The organism is Tatumella terrea, assembly GCF_039523755.1.
Taxonomy (GTDB): domain Bacteria; phylum Pseudomonadota; class Gammaproteobacteria; order Enterobacterales; family Enterobacteriaceae; genus Tatumella; species Tatumella terrea.
In genome coordinates, this window is sequence record NZ_BAAAFX010000002.1 from 302071 (window position 1) to 328869 (window position 26799).

Genomic DNA, 26799 nt, shown 5'->3' on the forward strand with positions numbered 1-26799 from the left:
CGGGATTTCATCACGACCCAGCGGTACAGTGCGCGGAATCGCTGAGAAATCCCGGAAGTTTAGCGGCTATGATCACCCTGATTGCGAATAGGAATGAGATATTCGCAATGCACTTCCACGTTGACCTCCCGGCTCAGTTTGCCGCCACGCGTAAAGAAGCGTTCGATATCCTGTCCGGCACGACGGGTCAGACCGAGGGTTGGCATACAGGTACTGTAGAGCACCAGGATGAACTCCTGCAGTTTTTCCTTTGGCCCTTTATAAGTAAACTGCACATAATCGCCGCCCTCAAGCGTGATTTTTTGTGCCGTTTGCAGATTACGGGCTGAGTCGTCGTCCGGGACCGCGGTGGTATACAGAATCTCCTGCTCGTCTTCTTTATCGATGCTGGAGCGGACCTGATGCAAGCCATAAAGAATGCGCGGAGCGGATTCGGTATCATGCAGAAACTGACGCCAGAAGTGGCTGCGCATTTCCGCCCTGTAGACAGAGATTTGTTCCAGTGTGCAGCTATAACTTTGCGTCTGGCCCAGCAGAGAGGTTTCCGGCAGAGTGACAAAAGTCGCCTGAGGCATGGAGAATTCCCCCATCCGGATAGGCGGGCGCAGACCATAAGAGTTCCAGTCAGATGCCCGCCGATATCCTGCCGGCGTCTGGTTGAACTGCTTTTTAAACGCCCGGGTGAATGTCTGCTGAGAATCAAAACGGTATTGCAAAGCGATGTCCAGAATAGGACGACTGGTTAGCCTTAGTGCGACAGCTGCCTTAGAGAGACGTCTTGCCCGGATATAGGCGCCGATAGCATGCCCCGTTACATTTTTAAACATCCGCTGTAAATGCCACTTTGAGTATCCGGCCTTGAACGCAACATTATCCAGAGATAAGGGTTGGTCCAGATGGCTCTCCAGCCAGACAAGCAAATCGCGAATGATACCAGCTTGGTCCATATTACATCCTCACAGTCCTGGTTGGCACAAAAAGTAAGCAACCTACGCCAAACTAAGAATAGCATTAAATGCAAAAAAAACAGGGGCGGCGCACCGGTACCGTTTCCTGTTGTTACAATAATTCAGTGCTACAAAAGGAACACTTGAAGATATCAATAGTAACCTTATATTGATTATTCAGTAATCACCTAATAACGGGTACCTTAATGAAAATCAAAAAACTCCAGTATTTTGCCAACAAATTCCTCGCCGCTGGCTGCATTTTCTGTGCTTTTCAGGGAGTCGTTCATGCGGAAGAAATCGGTTCTGTTGACACAGTTTTCAAACTGTTAGGCCCTGACCACAAGATTGTAATCGAAGCGTTTGATGATCCAGATGTTAAAAATGTTACATGTTATATCAGCAGGGCGAAAACCGGTGGTATCAAAGGCGGTCTGGGATTGGCAGAAGATACCTCCGATGCTGCTATCTCCTGTCAGCAGGTAGGGCCGGTCGAATTATCCGACACTATTCAACCCGGAAAGTCAGATGTCGTGTTTAAAAAACGCACTTCTCTGATTTTCAAGAGCCTGCAGGTTGTACGTTTTTACGATAAAAAGAGAAATACACTGGTTTACATGAGCTATTCAGACAAGCTGGTTAACGGCTCGCCGAAAAATGCGATTAGCGCGGTTCCGATTATGCCCTGGCATTAAGAGGTCATAAAAAAGGGCCTGACAGCATCACTGTCAGGCCCTCAGAAAGCCGGTTTCCGCGGATTAATGCTCTTCTAACTCACCGCAAAAACGATAGCCTTCACCATGAATGGTGGCGATGATTTCCGGGGTATCCGCATTTGATTCAAAATGTTTGCGGATTCGACGAATAGTCACATCGACCGTCCGGTCATGAGGTTTCAGATCACGGCCCGTCATTTTTTTCAGCAAGTCGGCGCGGGTCTGAATTTTGCCCGGGTTCTCACAGAAATGCAGCATCGCGCGGAATTCGCTACGCGGCAGCTTGTACTGCTCACCCTGAGGGCTAATCAGTGAACGGCTATTGATATCCAGCGTCCAGCCATTAAACTGATAGTTTTCTACATGCTTACGCTCTTCGGTGCTCACGGCCAGGTTCATGGTACGTGACAGAAGGTTGCGGGCACGGATCGTCAGCTCACGCGGGTTAAACGGTTTGGTGATATAATCATCCGCACCGATTTCCAGACCCAGAATTTTGTCGACTTCGTTGTCACGTCCGGTCAGGAACATCAGCGCAACACTGGCTTGCTCCCGTAATTCACGTGCCAGCAGCAGTCCGTTTTTACCTGGCAGGTTGATATCCATAATCACCAGGTTGACATCGTTGTCAGTCAAAAGCTGGTGCATTTCGGCACCATCAGTCGCCTCGAATACAACGTATCCTTCAGCTTCAAAAATACTTTTCAGGGTATTTCGGGTTACGAGCTCGTCTTCGACGATAAGAATTTGCGGGGTCTGCATGTTTTGCTACCTAAAATTTGCCATCAAAATTGATACAAGGCATACAGTGCTGATGTCTGAGATATCGGTTAACGTATTATGAGTCTGCATTGCCAATTTACGACGTTTTGTTCTTGATGCAGCACAGAATAACGCTAACGGCGGGTTCAGCTTAAACACAATCTGTCTGTATGCGCCGAAACGGGTCTTTCTCTGTTTTCATCCTAACCGCTTTAACAGCCAGCTAACAGCACCAACAACATTCAGGAAGCAAATAAAAACGCTTCGTTGACTTATATCAAAACTGAGTGTAGCACGTTAACACTTGTGTGAAAAATATCTCTTTTTTATCTCTCATAGGATAAATCGCTAAATAATTCACATACCGGCGGGGTCTGACGGGTATTTCGGGGATTTTTACATATAACTTATTGTAATTAAATAGTAAAAATGAATTTAACTTCGCTTATTCTCTGTCAGGCATGAATTCTGCCCCGCCAGCCGGTTAAAATAGACCGTTATCTGGCGCATAAAGTCTTCAGGCTTGTCCCGTCTATACCCATCGATAAGGTAATGAAATGTCCTTTCCTGTTATTTTAGTCTCACCGGCCAGACCCGAAAATGTGGGGGCTGCGGCCCGCGCGATGAAAACCATGGGGTTTAGCGAATTACGCATTGTGAACAGCGACGTCTGGCAGGACCCTGCGGCTTACCGCGTGGCACATGGTGCGACGGAGATCCTTGATAATGTTCGTCCGTTTCCGGATCTTGCGTCTGCGCTGGCCGACGTGGACTTCTCCGTGGCAACCACCGCCCGCAGCAGAGCAAAATTTCGCTATTACGCCACCCCGCAGCAGGCAGAAGTCTTACTGAAAGAGAAGCAGCAATGGGCAAGGCGTCTGGCCCTGATTTTCGGTTGTGAAGAGAGTGGCCTGACCAATGATGAACTGGCTCTGGCCGATCTGCTGACCGGTATTCCTATGGCCGTGGACTATCCCTCCCTCAACCTCGGGCAGGCAGTCATGGTACTTTGTTATCAGTTCTCCTCCCTGATGCAGGTTTCTGCGCCCCGTCATGCAACGGCGGACCCTCAGCAGTTACAGGCACTGCGTGCGCGTCTTCATCAATTGCTGGAACGTCTGGATGTCAGTGATGACCTGAAAATGACAGACTGGCTGGATCAGCGACTGGGATTGCTGGAACAAAGAGACAGTGCAATGTTACATCGCTTGCTGCACGATATCGAAAAAAAACTGACAGAGTAAATGGCTGTTTAACTTCCTTTTAGCAGCGGCTGATGTTGTCATCTGGCGGCAGAGTTTACGGATCGTACGGAATTTTACTGAATGTGCCGAGCATTAAAGTGCCGGGGAAAAGCGGTGAATATGATAAATTTATTGACTTAGAGGGCAGTTTGTTTTACTTCTGAAAGCAGACAGATTAAAAGCAAAGCAGACAGAAAATACATGCGTAACTACAGCCTGAACATTACTATTATTACCATCACCATTACCACAGGTAACGGTGCGGGCTGACGCATAACAGGAAAAAATGAAAAAGCCCGCACCCCATCAGGTGCGGGCTTTTTTTTGGCGTAAATTCAGGAGTTAGTGAATCATGCGAGTGTTGAAATTTGGCGGAACCTCCGTTGCCAATGCCGAGCGGTTTATGCGCGTTGTCGACATACTGGAAAATAATGCAAAACAGGAGCAGGTTGCGACAGTTCTCTCTGCACCGGCCAGAATTACTAACCACTTAGTCGCGTTAATAGAGAAGACGATTTCCGGGCAGGATGCGTCCGCCAATCTGCAGGATGCCCGACACATTTTTGACACTCTGCTGAAAGAGTTATCGGTGGCACAGCCGGGGTTCGATCTGGCAGCACTCACACAATTCCTTGAAACTGAATTTGCCCGTTTACAGCACGTTATCCACGGGATTACCTTACTGGGACAATGCCCGGACAGCGTCAATGCTGCGGTCATCTGTACCGGTGAAAAACTCTCGATTGCCATTATGCAGGCGTTATTACAGGCCCGGGGCCATCGTGTTACGGTGATTGATCCGGTTGAAAAGTTACTGGCCATCGGTGGTTACCTTGAATCCACGGTGGATATTACCGAATCCACCCGCCGTATTGCTGCCAGCCAAATCCCGACGGATCACTTTATTCTGATGGCGGGCTTCACCGCCGGTAACGAACAGGGTGAACTGGTCGTGCTGGGACGCAATGGTTCTGATTATTCTGCGGCGGTGCTGGCTGCGTGTTTGCGGGCAGACTGTTGTGAAATCTGGACAGATGTCGACGGGGTCTATACCTGTGATCCGCGTCAGGTACCGGATGCCAGATTACTGACCTCGATGTCGTACCAGGAAGCGATGGAACTCTCCTACTTTGGTGCTAAAGTGCTTCACCCCCGGACCATCACCCCTATCGCCCGTTTCCAGATCCCCTGCATTATTAAAAACACCGCCAACCCTTCCGCCCCGGGCACCCTGATTTCGGGAAATGCCGGGGATGACAACACACCGGTCAAAGGGATCACTAACCTGAATAATATGGCGATGTTTAATGTCTCCGGTCCCGGAATGAAAGGGATGGTGGGTATGGCCGCCCGGGTGTTTGCGGTCATGTCCCGTAAAGGGATCTCGGTGGTTTTAATTACCCAATCGTCCTCTGAATACAGTATCAGTTTTTGTGTTCCTCAAAACGAGATGCTGGCGGCCCGCCGGGCGCTGGAAGATGAGTTCTATCTGGAACTGAAAGACGGGCTATTAGAGCCGCTGGACGTTATCGAAAAACTGGCCATCATCTCGGTGGTCGGCGATGGAATGCGCACGCTGCGTGGGATCTCCGCCAGGTTCTTTGCCGCACTGGCGCGGGCTAACATTAATATTGTTGCGATTGCCCAGGGGTCGTCGGAACGCTCCATTTCGGTGGTGGTCAGCAATGAGGATGCCACGACCGGCGTCAGAGTCGTCCATCAGATGTTATTTGCAACCGACCAGGTCATTGAAGTGTTTGTGGTCGGTACCGGCGGTGTGGGCGGTGCCTTGCTGGAACAGTTGCATCGCCAGCAGAAGTGGCTGAAGAATAAACATATTGATCTGCGGGTCTGTGGTATCGCTAATTCGCGGGCCATGCTGACCAATGTGCATGGCATCCCGCTGGATAACTGGCAGGAACAATTATCGGGGGCAAAAGAGGTCTTCTCACTGGAGCGCCTGACACGACTGGCGAAGGAGTATCACCTGCTGAACCCGGTGATTGTGGATTGTACCTCCAGCCAGTCAATGGCCGATCAGTATGCGGATTTCCTGGGTGAAGGTTTCCATGTGGTGACGCCGAATAAGAAAGCGAATACCTCTTCCCTCGAGTACTATCAGGAAATACGCACGGCGGCTGAAAAGTCGCGTCGTAAGTTCCTGTACGATACCAATGTCGGTGCCGGATTACCGGTGATCGAAAATCTGCAAAACCTGCTGAATGCCGGGGATGAGCTGATTAAGTTCGACGGCATTCTGTCCGGTTCGCTCTCTTATATTTTCGGTATGCTCGACGACGGCGTCACGCTTTCCGAAGCCACCCGTAAGGCCCGTGAACTCGGGTTTACTGAGCCGGATCCGCGTGATGATCTTTCCGGCATGGATGTCGCCCGTAAGTTATTAATTCTGGCCCGTGAGGCCGGAATGTCGCTGGAACTGAGTGATATTGCTATCGAAGCCGTTCTGCCGCAGGCGTTAACGGATCTGACAGATACGGAAGAGTTTATGCGTCGTCTGCCGGAACTGGATGCCACCTTTGCTGCCCGCGTCAGTGAGGCGCGTGAAGAAGGTAAGGTATTACGTTTTGTCGGCGCTATCGATGAGCAGGGGCAATGCAGCGTGAAAATTGCTGCGGTCGATAACAACGACCCGCTCTATAAAGTGAAGAATGGTGAAAATGCGCTGGCTTTCTACAGCCGTTATTATCAGCCGATCCCGCTGGTTCTGCGCGGGTACGGTGCAGGAAATGATGTGACTGCAGCCGGTGTATTTGCAGATTTATTGAGAACTCTGTCGTGGAAGCTGGGAGTCTGATCATGGTAAAAGTTTACGCACCGGCCTCTATCGGCAATGTCAGTGTCGGTTTTGATGTTCTGGGGGCCGCGGTCTCTCCGGTGGATGGTACCTTACTGGGGGACTGCGTCACCGTCGAAACAGCGGATGTCTTCAGTCTCGAAAACCGCGGAAAGTTTGTGGCAAAGCTCCCGGCTGATCCGAAGGAAAATATTGTTTATCAATGCTGGCAACGTTTTTGCCAGGAAATCGGCCGCGAAGTTCCGGTAAAAATGGTACTGGAAAAAAATATGCCTATCGGCTCCGGTCTCGGCTCCAGTGCCTGTTCGGTGGTTGCCGGACTGATGGCAATGAATGAGTTTTGCGGTAAGCCTCTGGATGATAATCGCCTGCTGGCGCTGATGGGCGAACTGGAAGGCCGCGTCTCCGGCAGTGTCCATTTTGACAATGTGGCTCCCTGTTTCCTCGGCGGTCTACAGCTGATGCTGGAATCCGCGGGGATCACCTGTCAGCCGGTACCGTGCTTTGAGGAGTGGTACTGGGTTATGGCCTATCCGGGGATCAAGGTGTCGACAGCGGAAGCCCGTGCCATTTTACCGGCGACGTACAGTAAATCTGACTGTATTACCCATGGACGTATGCTTTCCGGGTTTATCCATGCCTGCCATACCCGACAGCCTCAACTGGCGGCAAGCCTGATGAAAGATGTCATGGCCGAACCGTATCGTGCCGGACTTTTGCCAGGGTTTGCACAGGCGCGTCAGGCCGTCACCGGATTAGGCGCACTGGCCTGCGGTATCTCCGGATCGGGTCCGACATTGTTCGCCGTCTGTGACACGCAGGAAGTGGCTGAACAAGCCCGCCAATGGTTGCAGCAGAACTACCTGCAGAACGATGAAGGCTTTGTACATATTTGCCGTCTTGATACGACCGGCGCACGAAAACTGGGATAAGCAATGAAATTATATAATCTGAAAGATCATAACGAGCAGGTCAGTTTTACTCAGGCCGTAAAGCAGGGGCTTGGCTCACAGCAGGGGCTGTTCTTTCCTAACGAACTCCCTGAGTTTGAACTGACAGAGATAGACCAGCTGCTGGAGATGGATTTTGTCAGCCGCAGCAGCAAGATCCTGTCGGCGTTTATCGGCGATGAGATCCCTGAACAGGAACTGGCAGCCCGTATCAACGCGGCCTTTACTTTCGGAGCCCCGGTACAGACGGTTTCTGACGATGTGGCGTGTCTGGAACTGTTTCATGGGCCGACGCTGGCATTTAAAGACTTTGGCGGCCGTTTTATGGCGCAGATGCTGGCGTTAAGCAAAAGCAGTGATGAAAAAATCACTATTCTGACTGCCACCTCCGGTGATACCGGTGCGGCTGTGGCCCATGCGTTTTATGGTATGGAAAACATTAATGTCGTGATCCTCTATCCGCAGGGGAAAATCAGCCCGCTGCAGGAGAAGCTGTTCTGTACGCTGGGAGGAAATATCCGGACTATCGCCATTGAAGGCGATTTTGATGACTGTCAGGCGCTGGTCAAACAGGCATTTGATGATCAGGAACTGAAACAGGCCATCGGCCTGAACTCAGCGAACTCGATCAATATCAGCCGGTTACTGGCGCAGATATGCTACTACTTTGAAGCCGTCGCCCAGTTGCCTCAGGAAAAACGTAATCAACTGGTGATCTCAGTCCCCAGCGGCAACTTCGGGGATCTGACCGCAGGTTTGCTGGCGAAGAGCCTGGGGCTGCCGGTGAAGCGTTTTATCGCAGCCACTAATGCCAATGATACGGTTCCGCGTTTTCTGAGCAGTGGCGACTGGACACCTCATAAAACAGTAGCCACCTTATCGAACGCGATGGATGTCAGCCAGCCGAACAACTGGCCGCGTGTTGAGGAGTTGTTCCGCCGTAAATCGTGGCAGCTGAATGAACTGGGATACGGTGCGCTCAGTGATGAGCAAACCCGGGTGGCGGTACGTGAGCTGGCTGCAGAAGGCTATATTTCTGAACCCCATGCGGCCATCGCCTGGCGGGTTCTGCGTGATCAGTTACAGGACGGTGAGTATGGTCTGTTCCTGGGAACGGCCCATCCCGCGAAATTTAAGGAAAGCGTGGAAGAGATCCTGCAGCAGACACTGCCACTGCCGGCAGAGCTGGCAGAACGTGCAGAGCTGCCGCTGTTATCTGAGACCTTACCCGCAGATTTTGCTGCGCTGAGACGCTTCCTGACCGGTAACTCAGCGGAATAAGGTGTTACCGCCGGCGGGTCGTCAGACCCGCTGTCGTCACCGGTGGCCGGGCAGGTCACGCAGGTTTACTTATTGTTCGTGACGTTTGAAGACCAGTTCATCTGCACTGCTGCCCGCTTCATCATAGAAATACCCATCGGTATCAAAGGCCTTAAGCTGTTCAACCGAGCTCAGACGGTTGCGGATAATGTAGCGGGTCATCAGTCCGCGGGCTTTTTTCGCGTAGAAGCTAATCACCTTAAACTTGCCATTCTTTTCATCCAGGAATACCGGTTTCACTATCCGGCCTTTCAGGCTGCCCGGCTTCACCGCTTTGAAATATTCATCGGAGGCCAGGTTAACCAGCACATCGTCACCCTGATCGGCCAGAGCGTCGTTCAGCACTTTCGTCAGCCTATCTCCCCAGAAACTGTAGAGGTCTTTACCTTGCGGATTTGACAGTTTAATCCCCATTTCCAGACGGTAAGGCTGCATCAGATCGAGTGGTCGTAACACGCCGTACAGACCGGAAAGCATCCGCAGATGTTGCTGTGCAAAGGTGAAATCATCTTCTTCCAGCGTCCCGGCATCCAGCCCGGTATACACATCACCTTTAAAGGCCAGAATCGCCTGGCGGGCATTGTCAGGGGTAAAGTCTGCCTGCCAGTCATTAAAGCGTTCGGCATTCAGGTGCGCCAGTTTATCGCTGATACTCATCAGGGAGGCTATTTGTGCCGGGCTTAGCTGGCGGGCGATATCGATAAGTTGCTGCGATGCGGCGAGCAGTTCTGGCTGTGTATATTTTTCAGTGGCCAACGGGCTTTCATAATCCAGCGTTTTCGCCGGGGATATCACCATTAACATTTACCATTCCTCTTGATTTCAGGCCCGCAGGCGATAGCTGATAGCCGGAGTTTAACAAAAAAGTTGCACGGATTGATCAATCGTTACTATTCCTCCGGGCTATGGTTAACAGGTCTGCCGGCATTTCAGCAGGCCTGAGAGGCTATCCGCACGGCATTATTTCACGGCTGTTTATCCGGGGCGGCCTTGCGCCTCAGCAAGTGCGTGATATTATCCGGAGAGGCTTTTTACACTGACAGTACAACAGAAGAGAAGCAAAACATGACGGACAAACTTTCATCACTGCGCAAGATCACCACCGTTGTAGCCGATACCGGTGATATCGAAGCAATGAAACTCTACCAGCCACAGGATGCAACCACTAACCCTTCACTGATCCTGAATGCTGCACAGATCCCTGAATACCGTAAACTGATCGATGAAGCTATCGAGTGGGCGCGTAAACAAAGCAATGATAAAGAGCAGCAGATTGCTTTTGCTTCCGACAAGCTGGCGGTAAACATCGGTCTGGAAATTCTGAAATTAATTCCTGGCCGTATCTCAACAGAAGTTGACGCACGTCTTTCTTACGATACCGAAGCGAGTATTGCTAAGGCTCATAGCCTGATCAAGCTGTACAATGATGCGGGTATCAGCAATGACCGTATTCTTATCAAGCTGGCATCGACCTGGCAGGGCATCCGTGCTGCCGAGCAGCTGGAGAAAGAAGGTATCAACTGTAACCTGACGCTGTTGTTCTCTTTCGCTCAGGCCCGTGCCTGCGCAGAAGCGGGTGTATTCCTGATCTCTCCGTTTGTTGGACGTATTCTGGACTGGTACAAAGCTAACACCGATAAGAAAGAGTATGCCCCTCAGGAAGATCCGGGCGTTGTTTCTGTCACCGAGATTTATGACTATTACAAACAACATGGTTATGAGACTGTGGTCATGGGTGCCAGCTTCCGTAACACCGGTGAGATTATTGAACTGGCCGGATGCGACCGTCTGACAATTTCTCCGGCACTGCTGAAAGAACTGTCTGAAACTCAGGGTGAAGTTGAACGTAAACTGAGTTACAGCGGTGAAGTGTCAGCCCGTCCTGAAAAAATGACCGAAGCTGAATTCCTGTGGGAGCACAACCAGGATCCGATGGCTATCGACAAACTGGCACAGGGTATCCGCAACTTCGCTCTGGACCAGGGCAAACTGGAAAAAATGATTGCAGACCTGCTGTAATCTTTCCTCTCTCCCGCGACACGTTGCGTGTTGCGGGCTATTACTTCCTGCCTGCCGCTTTTACTGTTTCGACAGTCTCAATATAAAGTGAATTATCATGAATACTCTACGAATCGGACTGGTGTCGGTCTCTGATCGTGCCTCCCAGGGCCTTTATCAGGACCAGGGCATTCCTGCGCTGTCTGACTGGCTGGGTCAGGCGATGGCCACGCCTTTTGTGCTGGAAAGCCGGGTGATCCCTGACGAACAGTCAGTGATCGAACAGACCTTATGTGAACTGGTTGATGAATATCATTGTCAGCTGGTGCTGACGACCGGCGGGACCGGACCGGCACTGCGTGATGTCACACCGGAGGCGACCCTGGCGGTGGGGGATCGTGTCATGCCTGGCTTTGGTGAACAGATGCGCCAGATAAGCCTTCATTTTGTTCCCACCGCCATTTTGTCACGACAAACGGCCGTTATCCGTCAGCAGTCACTGATCCTGAACTTACCGGGGCAGCCAAAATCGATCAAAGAAACTCTGGAAGGGCTGAAAGATGACACCGGCCATGTCCGTGTGCCCGGGATTTTTGCAAGTGTACCGTATTGTTTACAGTTGCTTGAGGGGCCTTATGTGGAGACTCACCCCGACGTGGTAGCATCATTCCGTCCTAAAAGCGCAAGTCGTGAGATAAACGACTAAATATCGTTTTTTTTAAGTGGAAAATTCAGGGGTGCTGGTGTATCAAAATATTGACGATATAGTAATGACGGATTTACAACAATAACGTCACCGGACCTCTGAAAAGACGACTTAACATGGAAAAACACGCTGCAAGACCCCTGAATGCTCAGGACTATAAGACCTTGCTGCTGGCTGCCCTGGGCGGAGCACTGGAATTTTACGATTTTATCATTTTCGTTTTTTTTGCCGCCGTCATTGGCGAACTCTTTTTCCCCGCGGATATTCCTGAATGGCTGCGGCAGGTACAGACCTTCGGGATCTTTGCGGCAGGTTACCTGGCCAGGCCGTTGGGCGGCATCATCATGGCGCATTTCGGCGATATTCTGGGCCGTAAAAAAATGTTCAGCCTGAGCATTTTACTGATGGCCTTGCCGACACTGGCGATGGGGCTGTTACCTTCCTACGACGTACTTGGCCTGGCCGCTCCGTTGTTACTGTTACTGATGCGTCTTTTACAGGGCGCTGCTATCGGCGGTGAAGTCCCCGGTGCCTGGGTATTTGTGGCCGAGCATGTGCCGGAAAAGCGTACCGGGATAGCCTGCGGAACCCTGACCGCCGGTCTCACCGTCGGAATTTTACTTGGGTCGCTGGTGGCCGGTGAAATTAACCGGCATATGACACCTCAGCAGGTGGCCTCTGTCGGATGGCGTCTGGCGTTTCTGCTGGGGGGCGTGTTCGGATTCGTAGCACTTTTCCTGCGCCGCTGGCTGCAGGAAACCCCGGTGTTTAAGCAGATGCAACAACAAAAAGCGCTGGCTGAATCGCTGCCTTTACAGGCAGTGATCCGCGATCATCGTAAGAGTCTGATGGTGTCGGTGTTACTGACCTGGCTATTGTCCGGTGCGCTGGTAGTACTGATCCTGATGGCTCCGGCACTGATGCAGAAGATGTATCACATCCCGGCTGTGGTCAGTTTGCAGGCTAACAGCGTTGCCACGCTGATGCTTCTTGCCGGGTGTCTGCTGGCCGGGGTGCTGGTCGATCGTTACGGAGCCGGGCCTTGCCTGATTGCCGGGTGCGCATTTCTGGCGCTGATGACCTGGGTATTTTTCACCGTGACGGCGCTATACCCACAATATCTGTTACCGGTTTATGGGTTGCTGGGGCTGAGTGTCGGAACGGTAGGGATTGTTCCGTTTGTGATGGTGAGGGCGTTCCCGCCCGCCATACGCTTCAGCGGAATTTCACTGGCCTATAATCTGTCGTATGCCATTTTTGGCGGCCTGACGCCGGTCATTGTGACGCTGGCGTTACGCCTGACGCCGATGGCACCCTGCGTATACATGGTCAGTCTGTGTGTCATGGGGGCAATAATTGGCGGTTATCTCTGTCGGCGGAGTCGCGGAGAAACGGTACCGCAAACGGCGTAAACCAGGCGGCAGATCTGAAAAGCAGCGCGGTGCGCTGTTTTTTTTGATTTTTTTTCGGGGTAAACACTTGATGCGTGTTAAAGCAGCCCCATTTACTTTGTCATGCCGGAGAATGAATCTGAAAAAAAAGTTTTTTCTGCCGCTTGAAATTAGTTTCGGCGACCACATTTATGGTTCATATCCGAACAAAAACAGAATTTACGTGGGAGATGTGTAGAGATGGGTAAAATTATTGGTATTGACCTGGGTACAACCAATTCATGTGTTGCAATTATGGATGGTGGCAAAGCGCGCGTACTGGAAAATGCTGAGGGTGATCGTACCACACCTTCAATCATCGCCTACACTCAGGATGGCGAGACTCTGGTAGGTCAGCCTGCTAAACGTCAGGCCGTGACTAACCCGCAAAATACCCTGTTTGCTATTAAGCGTCTGATTGGTCGTCGTTTCCAGGACGAAGAAGTCCAGCGTGACCTGAAAATCATGCCTTACAAAATCGTCGGTTCAGACAATGGCGATGCCTGGCTGGAAGTGAAAGGCCAGAAAATGGCACCTCCGCAGATTTCTGCTGAAGTGCTGAAGAAAATGAAAAAAACCGCAGAAGATTATCTGGGTGAGCCGGTGACTGAAGCAGTCATCACCGTACCGGCTTACTTTAACGATGCTCAGCGTCAGGCTACTAAAGATGCCGGCCGTATCGCTGGTCTGGAAGTTAAGCGTATCATCAACGAACCTACCGCAGCGGCACTGGCCTACGGTATGGATAAAGCACAGGGTAACCGTACTATCGCGGTATATGACCTGGGGGGTGGTACTTTCGATATCTCTATTATCGAAATCGACGAAGTTGATGGCGAAAAAACCTTTGAAGTTCTGGCAACCAATGGTGATACCCATCTGGGTGGTGAAGACTTCGATAGCCGTCTGATCAACTATCTGGTTGAAGAATTTAAGAAAGAGCAGGGCATTGACCTGCGTAATGATCCGCTGGCAATGCAGCGTCTGAAAGAAGCGGCAGAGAAAGCAAAAATTGAGCTTTCTTCTGCGCAGCAGACCGACGTTAACCTGCCATATGTTACTGCGGATGCGACCGGTCCTAAGCACCTGAACATCAAAGTAACACGTTCAAAACTGGAATCACTGGTTGAAGATCTGGTGACCCGCTCGATTGAGCCGCTGAAAGTTGCTCTGAACGATGCTGGCCTGTCAGTTTCTGAAATCCATGACGTTATTCTGGTCGGTGGTCAGACCCGTATGCCTATGGTTCAGACCAAGGTAAAAGATTTCTTTGGTAAAGAGCCACGTAAAGACGTTAACCCTGATGAAGCTGTCGCTATCGGTGCCGCAGTGCAGGGTGGTGTTCTGGCCGGTGATGTAAAAGACGTTCTGCTGCTGGATGTCAGCCCGCTGTCCCTGGGTATCGAAACTATGGGCGGTGTGATGACGACCCTGATCAGCAAGAACACCACTATCCCGACCAAACACAGTCAGGTGTTCTCAACGGCAGAAGACAACCAGTCTGCGGTAACTATCCATGTGCTGCAGGGTGAGCGTAAACGTTCTTCTGATAACAAGTCGCTGGGTCAGTTTAACCTGGACGGTATTCAGGCAGCACCACGCGGTATGCCGCAGATCGAAGTGACTTTCGACATCGATGCTGATGGTATCCTGCACGTTTCTGCTAAAGACAAAAACAGCGGTAAAGAGCAGAAAATCACCATCAAGGCCTCTTCCGGTCTGAACGATGATGAAATCGAAAAAATGGTTCGTGATGCAGAACTGAATGCAGAATCAGACCGTAAATTCGAAGAACTGGTTCAGGCTCGTAACCAGGGTGACCAGGTTGTTCACAGCACCCGTAAGCAGTTAGAAGAAGCCGGTGACAAACTGTCTGCTGATGACAAAGCACCGATTGACGCTGCGCTGGCTGAGCTGGAAACTGCGCTGAAAGGCGAAGACAAAGCGGCTATCGATGCGAAGATTCAGGCACTGGCTGAAGTTTCCGGTAAGCTGATGGAAATGGCTCAGCAGTCCGCTCAGGCGAATGCCGCGGGTGCAGATGCTTCAGCTCAGAAAGATGACGATGTTGTCGATGCTGAATTTGAAGAAGTTAAAGATAAAAAATAATTGCCCATGAAGGGCCGGGCGAGGGGTAAAACCTTCGCCTTCAACCAGCACGGGCGTAGGATAATATCCACGCCCGTGCGATCATGTTAAGGGCAATGAAAAAATGGCGAAGAGTGATTACTACGAGGTTTTAGGCGTATCCAAAACAGCGGATGAGCGTGAAATCAAAAAGGCCTATAAACGGCTGGCAATGAAATATCACCCTGACCGTAATCCGGATGATGCAGAGGCGCTTGAGAAATTTAAAGAAGTTAAAGAAGCCTATGAAATTCTGACGGATGAACAGAAGCGCGCAGCTTACGACCAGTATGGTCATGCGGCCTTTGAACAAGGTGGCATGGGCGGCGGCGGATTCGGCGGTGGCTTCGGTGGCGGTGGTGCTGATTTTGGCGATATCTTTGGCGACGTATTTGGCGATATCTTCGGGGGTGGCCGTCGGCAGCGTTCTGCGCGGGGTTCTGACTTACGTTACAATATGGAACTCACGCTGGAAGAAGCGGTACGCGGTGTCAGCAAAGAGATCCGTATTCCGACATTGCAGGAATGCGATACCTGCGATGGCAGCGGTGCAAAAGCAGGTTCAAAACCTCAGACCTGTTCTACCTGTAAAGGGGCCGGTCAGGTCCAGATGCGTCAGGGGTTCTTTGCGGTTCAGCAACCTTGTCCGACCTGCCAGGGACGCGGGACGATTATCAAAGATCCTTGTAACTCCTGCCACGGTCATGGCCGCGTAGAAACCACCAAAACACTGTCAGTGAAAATTCCTGCCGGTGTGGATACCGGTGACCGTATTCGTCTGTCAGGCGAAGGTGAAGCGGGTGAACAGGGCGCACCTGCCGGTGATTTATATGTTCAGGTGTCGGTGAAAAAACACCCGATCTTTGAACGTGAAGACAGTAACCTCTATTGCGAAGTGCCTATCAATTTTGCCATGGCTGCACTGGGGGGCGAAATTGAAGTGCCAACCCTCGATGGCCGGGTAAAACTGAAAATTCCGGCCGGTACACAAACGGATAAATTATTCCGTATGCGCGGTAAAGGTGTTAAATCGGTGCGTGGTGGCGCTGTGGGTGATCTGTTATGCCGGGTTGTCGTTGAAACCCCGGTGAACCTGAGTGAGAAGCAGAAAGAGCTGCTTAGCGAACTGGGTGAAACCCTGGGCGGACCTTCAGGTGATAACAATAGCCCGCGCTCAAAAAGCTTTTTTGATGGCGTGAAGAAGTTTTTTGATGATCTGACGCGCTAACCGGTCTGTTCCGGTAGAGACTGAAGCCAGTCCCCCTTGGGGCTGGCTTTTTTTATGCTGGCGGAAAGTGCCGGTGAGTTGCGTCATGCGATGTTAAAATTTTTACCGACATGTAAAGATATACGGACTTAAGATTCACTGAGAGGATGCTTACGGAATGTCAGTACTGCATAAATGGATAAAAAGCGAAGCTGCGGGCGGCGTGATACTGATTATCGCTGCCGGACTGGCGTTAATACTGGCCAACGCCGGCTGGAGTGCGGAAGGCTATCAGCGTTTCCTGCATTATACGCCGACGGGACTGAGCAGCGGTGAGCATCCGCACGACATCCTTTTCTGGATCAATGATGCCCTGATGGCGCTGTTTTTCCTGCTGGTCGGATTAGAAGTAAAGCGGGAACTGGTGACAGGGGCGCTGGCCAGTAAACAGCAGGCACTTTTTCCGCTGATCGCGGCCCTCGGAGGCATGATTGCCCCCGCCCTGATTTTCCTGGCATTTAATGCCTCTCACCCCGATATCCGCGATGGATGGGCGATTCCGACGGCGACAGATATTGCTTTTGCATTAGGGATCCTTGCCTTGCTGGGCAGCCGTGTGCCGCCGGTATTAAAAGTTTTTCTGATGGCATTGGCGGTGATTGATGATCTGGGCGCGATCGTTATTATCGCGATATTTTACAGCAGCCATATCGCCTGGGGCGCGATGGCGCTGGTCGTAGCGGCGGTGGCCGTATTAGCACTGATGAACAGAGCGAAGGTATCCTCACGGCTCCCTTATCTGCTGGTCGGGGCCGTGTTATGGGTTGCCGTACTGCTGTCCGGGATTCATGCCACGATTGCCGGTGTGGTTCTCGGCCTGATGATGCCGGTGAAAGGTTTATCTGAGACGGCGGCTGCCCCCCGTTTAACCCACTCTCTGGAGCCCTGGGTCCGCTGGCTGGTATTGCCGTTATTTGCGTTCGCCAATGCCGGAGTGGTGGTGGGTGATATTTCGCTTACTCAGGCCTTTTCTTCATTGCCGTCGGGGATTATTGCCGGTTTGCTGATTGGAAAGCCATTGGGCATCACGGTGGCGTGCTGGCTAAGTCTCCGCCTGGGATTAACCCGGTTACCGGAAAATACCGGGGTCAGGGATATCGCGGCCATCGGGGTGTTGTGTGGGATTGGCTTCACGATGTCTATCTTTATTGCTTCTCTGGCGTATGGTCAGGAGGCGGCCTCGCTGGTCAATGAGGCCAAACTGGGTATTCTGGGCGGTTCGGTACTTTCTGCGGTTGCCGGGTATTTGTTACTGCGCCGCCGGTATACCTTGCCATAATCGCGGGCCGCTTTCAGTGAACCGTCAGGCTGCGGGGGTCAGAGAACCAGCCTGGCGGCATTGCGTGTGAAGATACCGGTGAGGTGCTGTGAGTCGTTCCCTGCACCGTTCACGTTGATGTTGCCAGGTACGTTAATCCCGCAATGCAACAAAGCGCTCAGGGATGATTTATGCGGGTTAAAGACCGGCGTGGCAGTTTGTCTCAGTGGTAACAGAAGAGCCGGGGGTAAAAATCACGGCAGGGAGGGGAAGCAGGAATAACGGACATAAAAAAACCGGCCTGAGCCGGTTCTTTTCAAAGCAACAACAAATCAGCGATTAAGCCAGTTTGTTGATTTGTGCAGTCAGGTTTGCTTTATGACGTGCAGCTTTGTTTTTGTGGATCAGACCTTTAGCAGCCTGACGGTCCACGATTGGTTGCATTTCGTTAAATGCGTTTTGCGCAGCAGCTTTATCGCCAGCGGCGATTGCAGCGTATACTTTTTTGATGAAAGTACGCAGCATTGAGCGACGGCTTGCATTGTGCTTGCGACGTTTCTCAGATGTTACAGCGCGTTTCTTAGCTGATTTGATATTAGCCAAGGTCCAACTCCCAAATATGTTCTATATGGACAAATCAAAGGCCGAGGACTATGCCTTTTGCGCCTTCTCTTGTCAATGGATTTGTGCAAATAAGCGTCGTTTAAAAAACAACACCCGGTTACGTAATTGATGGCGCAAGATTCTACCAGCTTCCTTGTGTTGAATACAGCTTTTCGCAACAAAATTGTCGGGATTTTGCCCGGCAGGTAAGAAACATGAGGAAAAGCAGCAAAGAAGCGACGAAAGGCTACGCTAACGGGTTAATTTTGTACGCTGTAAAGGGTATAATCCGGCGATTTCCAGCGATTTGAGTCAGCCATGAAGTTTATCCGCGGTTTACATAATCTCACAAAGCAGCATCGTGGCTGCGTTTTGACTATTGGTAATTTTGACGGTGTGCATCGCGGGCATCAGGCATTGCTGAAACAGCTTTGTGAAGAAGGCAGAAGGCGACAGCTGCCGGTGGTGGTGATGTTATTTGAACCGCAACCTCGCGAGTTTTTCACCAGCGGTAATGTGCCGCCCCGCCTGACGCGTCTGCGGGAAAAAGTGACCTATCTGGCCGCGGCCGGGGTGGACACCGTGCTCTGCGTGCGCTTCGATAGCGACTTTGCCGCACTGAATGCCGGCGATTTCATCCATGATATCCTGGTGGATAAGCTGGATGTCCGCTTTCTGGCGGTCGGTGATGACTTCCGGTTCGGCGCTGGTCGTGAAGGTGATTTCCTGTTATTACAGAACGCCGGGCGCCGTTACCACTTTGATGTGGTGAATACCCGAACCTTTTGTGAGCAGGGGACCCGAATCAGTAGCACCCGGGTCCGCCAGGCGCTGGCAGACGATGACCTTGCGGGGGCAGAACGGTTACTGGGACGGCCTTATGCCATCAGCGGCCGGGTGGTTCATGGCGATGCGCTGGGCAGAACGCTGGGATTCCCGACGGCCAATATTCCCCTGCGACGTGCGGTCTCACCGGTCAGCGGTGTGTATGCCGTAGAGGTGCTGGGGATTGCAGAAAAACCGTACTACGGTGTGGCTAATATCGGCACACGACCGACGGTGAAAGGTATACGGCAGCAGCTGGAAGTGAACCTGCTGGACGTCAGTATGAATTTATATGGCCGCCATATCTCTGTGGTATTGCGGCATAAAATACGCAATGAGCAACGATTTGCCTCTCTTGATGAATTAAAAGCGCAAATTGCCAAAGATGTGGTGACGGCCCGCGAATTTTTTGGGCTAAAAGCAACGGTGTAATCACCGAAATATGGAACCGAGAATCTGATGAGTGACTATAAATCTACCCTGAACTTGCCGGAAACAGGCTTCCCGATGCGTGGCGACTTAGCCAAACGGGAACCTGCGATGTTGCAGCGCTGGACCACCGATAACCTGTACGGTGCGATCCGCGCGGCTAAAAAAGGCAAAAAAACATTTATCCTGCATGATGGCCCTCCGTACGCCAACGGCAACATTCATATCGGTCACTCAGTTAACAAGATTCTGAAAGATATTATTGTTAAATCTAAAGGTCTGTCCGGATTTGACGCGCCTTATATCCCCGGCTGGGACTGCCACGGATTACCGATTGAGCATAAAGTCGAACAAATGATCGGCAAGCCTGGCGAAAAAGTATCTGCCGCAGAATTCCGTGCCGCGTGTCGTCAGTATGCCGCTGAGCAGGTGGAAGGGCAGAAAAAAGACTTTATCCGTCTGGGCGTACTGGGCGACTGGGATCGCCCGTACCTGACGATGGACTTCAACACCGAAGCGAATATCATCCGCGCATTAGGTCGTATCATCGGTAATGGTCACCTGCATAAAGGGGCCAAGCCGGTTCACTGGTGCCTGGATTGTCGTTCTGCATTAGCGGAAGCTGAAGTGGAATATTATGACAAGACATCCCTGTCTATCGATGTCATGTTCAACGCCACGCAGCCGGAGACAGTCGCCGCCGCGTTCTCCGCAGCCACTCCGTCAACGCCGGTGTCGCTGGTGATCTGGACCACCACCCCCTGGACGATGCCGTCAAACCGGGCCATCTCGGTCAACCCGGAATTTGACTACCAGCTCATCCGGACGGAAGAGAGAGCACTGATCCTGGCGAAAGATCTGGTCGACAGTGTGATGAAGCGTGCCGGTATTACCGAATGGCAGGTACTGGGTGAATGTAAAGGCAGCGCGCTGGAAATGTTACGCTTCGCGCATCCGTTCCTGGCCTTTGATGTCCCTGTTCTGCTGGGCGACCATGTCACTCTGGATGCCGGTACCGGTGCTGTCCATACTGCTCCGGGCCACGGTCCGGATGACTATGTCATCGGGCAAAAATACGGTATTGAAGCGGCTAACCCGGTCGGTCCGGATGGATGCTACTTACCAGGCACTTACCCCGGGCTGGATGGCGTAAACGTCTTCAAAGCCAACGAAATGATCGCCGATCTGCTGCGCGAAAAAGGCGCGTTACTGCACCTGGAAAAACTGCACCACAGTTATCCGCACTGCTGGCGTCATAAAACCCCAATCATTTTCCGTGCGACCCCGCAGTGGTTTATCAGCATGGATCAGAAAGGCTTACGTGCGCAGTCGCTGAAAGAAATTAAAGGCGTGCAGTGGATCCCGGACTGGGGTCAGGCACGTATTGAATCGATGGTGGCTAATCGTCCGGACTGGTGTATCTCGCGTCAGCGTACCTGGGGCGTGCCGATGGCTCTGTTTGTTCACAACCAGACCGAAGAGCTGCATCCGGATACCCTTAACCTGATGGAGCAGGTTGCTCTGCGGGTTGAGCAGGAAGGTATTCAGGCGTGGTGGGATCTGGACGCGAAAGAACTGCTGGGTGCAGACGCGGACAACTACACCAAGGTCCCGGATACGCTGGATGTCTGGTTTGACTCCGGATCTACCAGCTGTTCAGTGGTCGATGTGCGTCCGGAATTTAACGGGCATAGCGCAGATATCTACCTGGAAGGCTCCGACCAGCACCGTGGCTGGTTTATGTCATCGCTGATGATCTCGACGGCGATTAAAAACAAAGCCCCTTACCGTCAGGTGCTGACCCACGGATTTACCGTCGATGGTCAGGGTCGTAAGATGTCGAAGTCTATCGGTAATACCGTGAGTCCTCAGGATGTGATGAACAAACTGGGTGCCGATATTTTACGTCTGTGGGTGGCTTCAACCGACTATTCCGGGGAAATGGCCGTTTCGGATGAGATCCTGAAACGTTCGGCGGATGCTTACCGTCGTATCCGTAATACAGCCCGTTTCCTGCTGGCTAACCTGAATGGCTTTAATCCGGAGACGGATCAGGTGGCGCCGGAAGAGATGGTCGTGGTTGACCGCTGGGCGGTGGGCCGTGCGCTGGCCGCACAGCAGGATATTGTGGCCTCTTACGAAAACTATGATTTCCATGAAGTGGTTCAGCGTCTGATGCAGTTCTGTTCTGTGGAAATGGGTTCGTTCTACCTGGATGTGATTAAAGACCGTCAGTACACCGCGAAAGCTGACAGTGTGGCTCGTCGCAGTTGTCAGACCGCGCTGTGGCATATTGCTGAAGCACTGGTTCGCTGGATGGCACCGATTATGTCGTTCACTGCCGATGAAATCTGGGGACATTTATCCGGGCAACGTGATCAGTACGTGTTCACCGGGGAATGGTATCAGGGGCTGTTTGGCCTGCCTGAGAACGAAACACTGAATGACTCGTACTGGGAACAACTGCTTAAAGTTCGTGGTGAAGTGAACAAGGTTATTGAGCAGGCGCGTTCGGACAAACGTGTCGGTGGCGCGCTGGAAGCGTCAGTGACTCTGTATGCCGATGCGGCACTGTCAGAAAAACTGACAGCGCTCGGCGATGAACTTCGTTTTGTGTTACTGACCTCGGCCGTTAAGGTCGCGCCACTGGACGCTGCGCCGGCAGATGCGGTGCAGAGCGAACACCTGAAAGGTCTGAAAATTACTCTGGCTAAAGCCGATGGTGAGAAATGCCCGCGTTGCTGGCATTACACGACGGATGTGGGTCAGAACCCTGAACATGCTGAGATCTGTGGACGCTGCTACACCAACGTCTCCGGTGAAGGTGAAGAGCGTAAGTTTGCCTGATGAGTAAATCGTTATGTTCAACCGGCCTGCGCTGGTTGTGGGTTATGGTGCTGGTGATAGTCGCAGACTTCGCCAGCAAACAGTGGATTATGGCCCACATGCAATTGCATGAAACCCGGGCCCTGCTCCCTTCACTTAATCTGTTTTATGCCCATAATTACGGGGCGGCCTTTAGTTTTCTGGCCGATAAGGGCGGCTGGCAGCGCTGGTTCTTTGCCGGTATCGCGATAGCCATCGCTATCACACTGGTGGTGATGATGTACCGTAATCGCGCCAGTCAGCGTCTGACGAATATCGCCTATGCGATGATCATCGGCGGTGCGCTGGGCAATTTACTGGATCGTTTCTGGCATGGTTTTGTGGTCGATTTTATCGATTTCTATGTCGGTGACTGGCATTTTGCGACCTTTAATATTGCGGATTGTGGGATCTGTATCGGGGCCGCGTTGGTGATCCTGGAAGGGTTTATTGCGTCCTCCCGTAAAACGGACAAAGGGTAAGCCATGAGTTATCAGGTACAGCACGACAGTTCACTGTTAGTGCATTTTACCCTCACTCTGGAAGATGGCTCGCTGGCAGAGTCGACCCGGGCCAATGGTAAGCCTGCCTTGTTTCGCTTAGGCGATGGTAGCCTGTCGCCGGCTTTCGGTCAGGCTCTATCCGGTATGACTGCCGGGGAAACCCGGCAGTTTACCCTGACGCCTGAGGATGCGTTTGGCCCTGCCAACCCTGATCTGATTCAGTACTTCTCGCGCCGGGACTTCGCCGGTGCGGCTGAACCGGAGACTGGAACCATAATGTTGTTCACCGCCATCGATGGCAGTGAGATGCCTGGTATTATCCGTGACGTTTCCGGTGATTCGGTGACGGTAGATTTTAATCATCCGCTGGCCGGGCAGACGGTGACGTTTGCTGTGGAAGTGCTGGAGGTTGATCCGGTCCTGGAGAATGAAAATGCAGATTCTGCTCGCTAATCCCCGTGGTTTTTGTGCCGGTGTAGACCGCGCTATCAGTATAGTGGAGCGGGCGCTGGAAATGTACGGCGCACCTATCTATGTCCGCCATGAGGTCGTGCATAACCGTTATGTGGTCGAAAGTTTACGCGACCGTGGGGCGATTTTTATCGAAGAAATCAGTGAAGTCCCTGACGGAGCGATCCTGATCTTTTCGGCCCATGGGGTGTCGCAGGCTGTCAGGGCTGAAGCCCGTGCCCGCTCACTGACCATGTTGTTTGATGCCACCTGTCCGCTGGTCACCAAGGTGCATATGGAAGTCGCCCGGGCCAGCCGTAAGGGTGTAGAAGCGATCCTTATCGGTCATGCCGGTCACCCGGAAGTGGAAGGCACGATGGGGCAGTATAATAATCCTGAAGGTGGCATGTATCTGGTGGAATGCCCGGAAGATGTGTTCAGACTGAAGATTAAAGATGAGTCAAACCTGAGTTTTATGACTCAGACCACGCTGTCGGTGGATGACACTTCTGAGATCATCGATGCGCTGCGTCAGCGTTTTCCGGCGATTATCGGGCCACGCAAAGATGATATCTGCTATGCGACCACCAATCGCCAGGAAGCGGTTCGTACGCTGTCTCAGCAGGCCGATGTGATTCTGGTGGTGGGTTCGCGTAACTCTTCAAACTCGAATCGGCTGGCTGAACTTGCCCGCCGGGCCGGTAAGCAGGCGTGGCTGATCGACTCCGCAGAAGATATCAGCGAAAGCTGGCTGAAAGACGCGGCTTGTATTGGTGTCACTGCCGGAGCGTCGGCTCCGGATATCCTGGTACAGCAGGTGATTAGCCGTCTGCGTGAGCTGGGCGGTGACGCCGCTATCGAATTGATTGGTCGTGAAGAAAATATCGTGTTCGAGGTTCCTAAGGAACTTCGTGTGGAAGTCAAAGAAGTCGAATAATCTGTCTTATCCCGTAGCCGTCTGCTCAGGCTGGCTACGGGCCCCGCCTTTCTGTCCCGTGCGTTACCGGCGTCCTGCCGGGCACCGCTATTCACTCCCTATTGATTTTACTGATAAGATTATCGGTGAAACCTGAAATTCTAATGATATTTTTTTTTGCTGGTACTGGCTCTGGTGGCTGGTTACCCTGACTCCGCATGCATGTGTACAGGAATGAATAGTTATGAATAATATCCGAATAGGTATTGTCGGTGCCTCCGGAAGAATGGGCCGTCAATTAATTGAAGCCACAAAACTGACTGACGGAGCCACCCTGGGGGCTGCTGTTGTGCGTCAGGGCTCCTCTCTGGTTGGCTGCGATGCCGGTGAATTAGCCGGGAGTGGCAAAACCGGTATTCTGGTCAGCGATAATCTGGATGCGGTGAAGGATGACTTCGATGTGCTTATTGATTTTACACGCCCTGAAGCCACGGCCGGCTACCTGAAATTCTGCCAGACACACCGTAAAGCCATTGTGATAGGGACTACCGGATTTGATGACGCGGGTAAACAGGCTATCCGCGCTGCCGCAGAGTCTATCCCGGTGGTGTTTGCCGCGAACTTCAGTGTCGGGGTCAACCTTGTGCTGAAACTGCTGGAGAAAGCCGCTAAAGTGATGGGCGAGTATAGCGATATTGAAATCACCGAAGCCCATCACCGGCATAAAGTCGATGCTCCGTCAGGAACGGCTCTGGCAATGGGGGAATCTATTGCCGATGCGATGAACTGGACACTCTCTGAACATGCCGTCTATAGCCGGGAAGGGCATACCGGCGAGCGTAAGCCCGGGACTATCGGTTTTGCGACAGTCCGTGCCGGTGATATTGTTGGTGAGCACACGGCAATGTTTGCAGACATCGGAGAACGGGTAGAGATTACCCACAAGGCCTCCAGCCGGATGACGTTTGCAAAGGGTGCGGTAAAGGCAGCTTTGTGGTTAAACGGACATAACCATGGTTTCTATGACATGCGTGACGTGCTTTCTCTGAATGATATCTGATGTTTTTCGTTCAGTCTTCCTTGTTTAATTAAATGATTATAAAGGGGATTTTATTAATATCCCCTTATGTTTGTGAAAATTGACCATTTGGTCTGGTTTTTGGTTTAAACGGTGCTTTACCTGTAATTATTGTTATTTTTATCGCCGTTTTTTTTGCGTCAGATACCTTTCTGTACACATCTTCACCGTAATTCTCTCTCCCGGGATACATTTCTTCAGGCAATCGTTTTATCCACCCTCCATACGTGCCTTTTTATCGCTGTTTTATAGTTTTTACTCCCAATGGCGTAAAAAAAACAACTTTATCCGCTTTCAGACTGGACATAAGCAAAGCTGCTCATTAGAATGCGCCCAATTTGCCGAAAATCGAGTATTCAGCGTTTTTTGGATTGATTCAGGCGACACTTATGAATTAATATGCAGGTATAGTGACTATTTATTCCCCGGAGGAAGTTTTGATTAAGTCAGCAATCCTGGTTCTGGAAGACGGAACCGAATTCCATGGCCGGTCCATAGGCGCAAGCGGGTCGGCAGTCGGAGAAGTCGTTTTCAACACATCAATGACCGGCTATCAAGAAATTCTTACTGATCCTTCCTATTCCCGCCAGATTGTCACTCTTACTTATCCCCATATTGGTAATGTTGGTACTAACCCCGCTGATGAAGAGTCATCTCACGTTCATGCTCAGGGCCTCGTCATCCGCGATTTACCGCTGATCACCAGCAATTACCGTAGTAAAGAAGACCTCTCTGCTTATCTCTCACGCCATAACATCGTTGCTATCGCCGACATTGATACCCGTAAACTGACCCGCCTGCTGCGCGAAAAAGGTGCTCAGAATGGCTGTATCATTGCCGGGAACGCGCCGGATGTGGCTGCGGCCTTAGCGCAGGCGAAAGCCTTCCCGGGACTGAAAGGGATGGATTTAGCGAAAGAAGTCACCACGCAGAAAAGCTACTCCTGGACACAGGGAAGCTGGACGCTGAGTGATGAACTGCCTGCGCCAAAAGAGGAAAGCGAACTGCCATACCACGTGGTGGCCTATGACTTTGGTGCGAAGAGCAATATCCTGCGTATGCTGACCGACCGTGGATGCCGCCTGACCGTGGTTCCGGCTCAGACCCCTGCGGAGGAAGTCCTGAAGATGGCACCGGACGGGATTTTCCTGTCTAACGGACCGGGTGACCCGGAGCCGTGTGATTATGCCATCAGCGCGATTAAAACCTTCCTGACCACCGACATTCCGGTATTTGGTATCTGTCTGGGTCACCAGTTGCTCGCTCTGGCAAGCGGCGCGTCAACCGTAAAAATGAAGCTGGGACACCACGGCGGGAACCATCCGGTCAAAGATCTTGACCGTGATGTGGTGATGATCACCGCGCAGAACCATGGCTTTGCTGTCGATAAAGAGGGCCTGCCGGAATGCTTGCGCGTCACTCATACGTCACTGTTTGACCATACCGTGCAAGGTATCCATCGTACCGACAAGCCTGCATTCAGCTTCCAGGGACATCCGGAAGCGAGCCCGGGGCCGCATGATGCAGCGCCACTGTTCGACCACTTTATCGAGTTAATCAATACCTACCGTTCAGAAACCCGGTAATCAG

23 protein-coding genes and 1 other annotated feature are annotated in these 26799 nt (G+C 51.8%); of the genes, 19 read left to right on the top strand and 4 right to left on the bottom strand.

Annotated features, from left to right (window positions below):
• Positions 1–59: 59 nt before the first annotated feature.
• The gene (robA, locus tag ABD035_RS01450) at positions 60–947 is read right to left on the bottom strand and encodes an MDR efflux pump AcrAB transcriptional activator RobA (protein ID WP_343867094.1); all 888 of its coding nucleotides are present in this window, start codon (positions 945–947) and stop codon (positions 60–62) included.
• 206 nt (positions 948–1153) lie between these two features.
• Between robA and creA the strand changes: the two genes are divergently transcribed.
• The gene (gene creA / locus ABD035_RS01455; RefSeq protein WP_212713106.1) at positions 1154–1642 is read left to right on the top strand and encodes a protein CreA; all 489 of its coding nucleotides are present in this window, start codon (positions 1154–1156) and stop codon (positions 1640–1642) included.
• A 63-nt stretch (positions 1643–1705) separates the two neighbouring features.
• Here creA and arcA read toward each other — a convergent pair whose 3' ends face one another.
• The gene (gene arcA, locus ABD035_RS01460; protein WP_212713105.1) at positions 1706–2425 is read right to left on the bottom strand and encodes a two-component system response regulator ArcA; all 720 of its coding nucleotides are present in this window, start codon (positions 2423–2425) and stop codon (positions 1706–1708) included.
• A gap of 557 nt (positions 2426–2982) precedes the next feature.
• On the opposite strand from arcA, the gene ABD035_RS01465 reads away from it, so the two are divergent.
• The 5 genes from ABD035_RS01465 (at position 2983) to thrC (ending at position 8715) form a co-directional block, all read left to right on the top strand.
• Entirely contained in the window at positions 2983–3669 is a 687-nt protein-coding gene (locus ABD035_RS01465; RefSeq protein WP_343867097.1) for a tRNA/rRNA methyltransferase, read from the top strand.
• A 201-nt stretch (positions 3670–3870) separates the two neighbouring features.
• On the top strand, positions 3871–3939 hold the full coding sequence (gene thrL / locus ABD035_RS17605) for a thr operon leader peptide (protein WP_212713216.1): 69 nt from the start codon (positions 3871–3873) through the stop codon (positions 3937–3939).
• Positions 3878–3996 (top strand) — a sequence feature (Thr leader region). It overlaps the preceding gene by 62 nt.
• A gap of 25 nt (positions 3997–4021) precedes the next feature.
• Positions 4022–6484 carry a bifunctional aspartate kinase/homoserine dehydrogenase I gene (gene thrA, locus ABD035_RS01470; RefSeq protein ID WP_343867100.1) on the top strand — a complete coding sequence of 821 codons (2463 nt, stop codon included), beginning with the start codon at positions 4022–4024 and terminating at the stop codon, positions 6482–6484.
• Positions 6485–6486: 2 nt separating this feature from the next.
• On the top strand, positions 6487–7416 hold the full coding sequence (gene thrB / locus ABD035_RS01475) for a homoserine kinase (protein WP_212713102.1): 930 nt from the start codon (positions 6487–6489) through the stop codon (positions 7414–7416).
• A 3-nt stretch (positions 7417–7419) separates the two neighbouring features.
• On the top strand, positions 7420–8715 hold the full coding sequence (thrC, locus tag ABD035_RS01480; protein ID WP_343867102.1) for a threonine synthase: 1296 nt from the start codon (positions 7420–7422) through the stop codon (positions 8713–8715).
• Positions 8716–8784: 69 nt separating this feature from the next.
• Here the strand turns inward: thrC and yaaA are convergent, their stop codons facing one another.
• Positions 8785–9558 (bottom strand): peroxide stress protein YaaA, encoded by a 774-nt coding sequence (gene yaaA / locus ABD035_RS01485; protein ID WP_212713100.1) that lies wholly within the window; start codon positions 9556–9558, stop codon positions 8785–8787.
• A gap of 261 nt (positions 9559–9819) precedes the next feature.
• Between yaaA and tal the strand changes: the two genes are divergently transcribed.
• The 6 genes from tal (at position 9820) to nhaA (ending at position 17561) form a co-directional block, all read left to right on the top strand.
• Entirely contained in the window at positions 9820–10773 is a 954-nt protein-coding gene (gene tal / locus ABD035_RS01490) for a transaldolase (protein ID WP_212713099.1), read from the top strand.
• A 97-nt stretch (positions 10774–10870) separates the two neighbouring features.
• Positions 10871–11458 carry a molybdopterin adenylyltransferase gene (mog, locus tag ABD035_RS01495; RefSeq protein WP_343867105.1) on the top strand — a complete coding sequence of 196 codons (588 nt, stop codon included), beginning with the start codon at positions 10871–10873 and terminating at the stop codon, positions 11456–11458.
• A gap of 116 nt (positions 11459–11574) precedes the next feature.
• Positions 11575–12870, top strand: a complete 1296-nt coding sequence (locus ABD035_RS01500) for an MFS transporter (protein ID WP_343867107.1) — start codon at positions 11575–11577, stop codon at positions 12868–12870.
• Between the two features lie 219 nt (positions 12871–13089).
• On the top strand, positions 13090–14997 hold the full coding sequence (dnaK, locus tag ABD035_RS01505; protein WP_212713096.1) for a molecular chaperone DnaK: 1908 nt from the start codon (positions 13090–13092) through the stop codon (positions 14995–14997).
• Positions 14998–15100: 103 nt separating this feature from the next.
• Positions 15101–16243 (top strand): molecular chaperone DnaJ, encoded by a 1143-nt coding sequence (gene dnaJ / locus ABD035_RS01510; RefSeq protein WP_212713095.1) that lies wholly within the window; start codon positions 15101–15103, stop codon positions 16241–16243.
• Between the two features lie 157 nt (positions 16244–16400).
• Complete coding sequence (gene nhaA, locus ABD035_RS01515) at positions 16401–17561, top strand: Na+/H+ antiporter NhaA (RefSeq protein WP_343867109.1); 1161 nt, start codon at positions 16401–16403, stop codon at positions 17559–17561.
• 318 nt (positions 17562–17879) lie between these two features.
• Here nhaA and rpsT read toward each other — a convergent pair whose 3' ends face one another.
• Positions 17880–18143: a 30S ribosomal protein S20 gene (gene rpsT / locus ABD035_RS01520; RefSeq protein WP_152322954.1), complete on the bottom strand. Its 264-nt coding sequence runs from the start codon at positions 18141–18143 to the stop codon at positions 17880–17882.
• A 318-nt stretch (positions 18144–18461) separates the two neighbouring features.
• Here rpsT and ribF point away from each other — a divergent pair, with 318 nt between their 5' ends.
• The 7 genes from ribF to carA all read left to right on the top strand — a co-directional run bounded on the left by ribF (position 18462) and on the right by carA (position 26795).
• Positions 18462–19400, top strand: a complete 939-nt coding sequence (ribF, locus tag ABD035_RS01525) for a bifunctional riboflavin kinase/FAD synthetase (protein ID WP_343867114.1) — start codon at positions 18462–18464, stop codon at positions 19398–19400.
• 27 nt (positions 19401–19427) lie between these two features.
• Positions 19428–22244, top strand: a complete 2817-nt coding sequence (gene ileS / locus ABD035_RS01530) for an isoleucine--tRNA ligase (protein ID WP_343867116.1) — start codon at positions 19428–19430, stop codon at positions 22242–22244.
• The gene (lspA, locus tag ABD035_RS01535) at positions 22244–22744 is read left to right on the top strand and encodes a signal peptidase II (RefSeq protein WP_343867118.1); all 501 of its coding nucleotides are present in this window, start codon (positions 22244–22246) and stop codon (positions 22742–22744) included. Before ileS ends, lspA begins: the two co-directional genes overlap by 1 nt.
• A 3-nt stretch (positions 22745–22747) precedes the next feature.
• Complete coding sequence (gene fkpB / locus ABD035_RS01540; RefSeq protein ID WP_212713090.1) at positions 22748–23218, top strand: FKBP-type peptidyl-prolyl cis-trans isomerase; 471 nt, start codon at positions 22748–22750, stop codon at positions 23216–23218.
• Positions 23199–24152: a 4-hydroxy-3-methylbut-2-enyl diphosphate reductase gene (gene ispH / locus ABD035_RS01545; protein WP_212713215.1), complete on the top strand. Its 954-nt coding sequence runs from the start codon at positions 23199–23201 to the stop codon at positions 24150–24152. The genes fkpB and ispH overlap by 20 nt, the downstream gene beginning before the upstream one ends.
• 223 nt (positions 24153–24375) lie before the next feature.
• The gene (gene dapB / locus ABD035_RS01550) at positions 24376–25191 is read left to right on the top strand and encodes a 4-hydroxy-tetrahydrodipicolinate reductase (protein ID WP_343867120.1); all 816 of its coding nucleotides are present in this window, start codon (positions 24376–24378) and stop codon (positions 25189–25191) included.
• A gap of 455 nt (positions 25192–25646) precedes the next feature.
• On the top strand, positions 25647–26795 hold the full coding sequence (carA, locus tag ABD035_RS01555; protein WP_212713088.1) for a glutamine-hydrolyzing carbamoyl-phosphate synthase small subunit: 1149 nt from the start codon (positions 25647–25649) through the stop codon (positions 26793–26795).
• Positions 26796–26799: the final 4 nt, after the last annotated feature.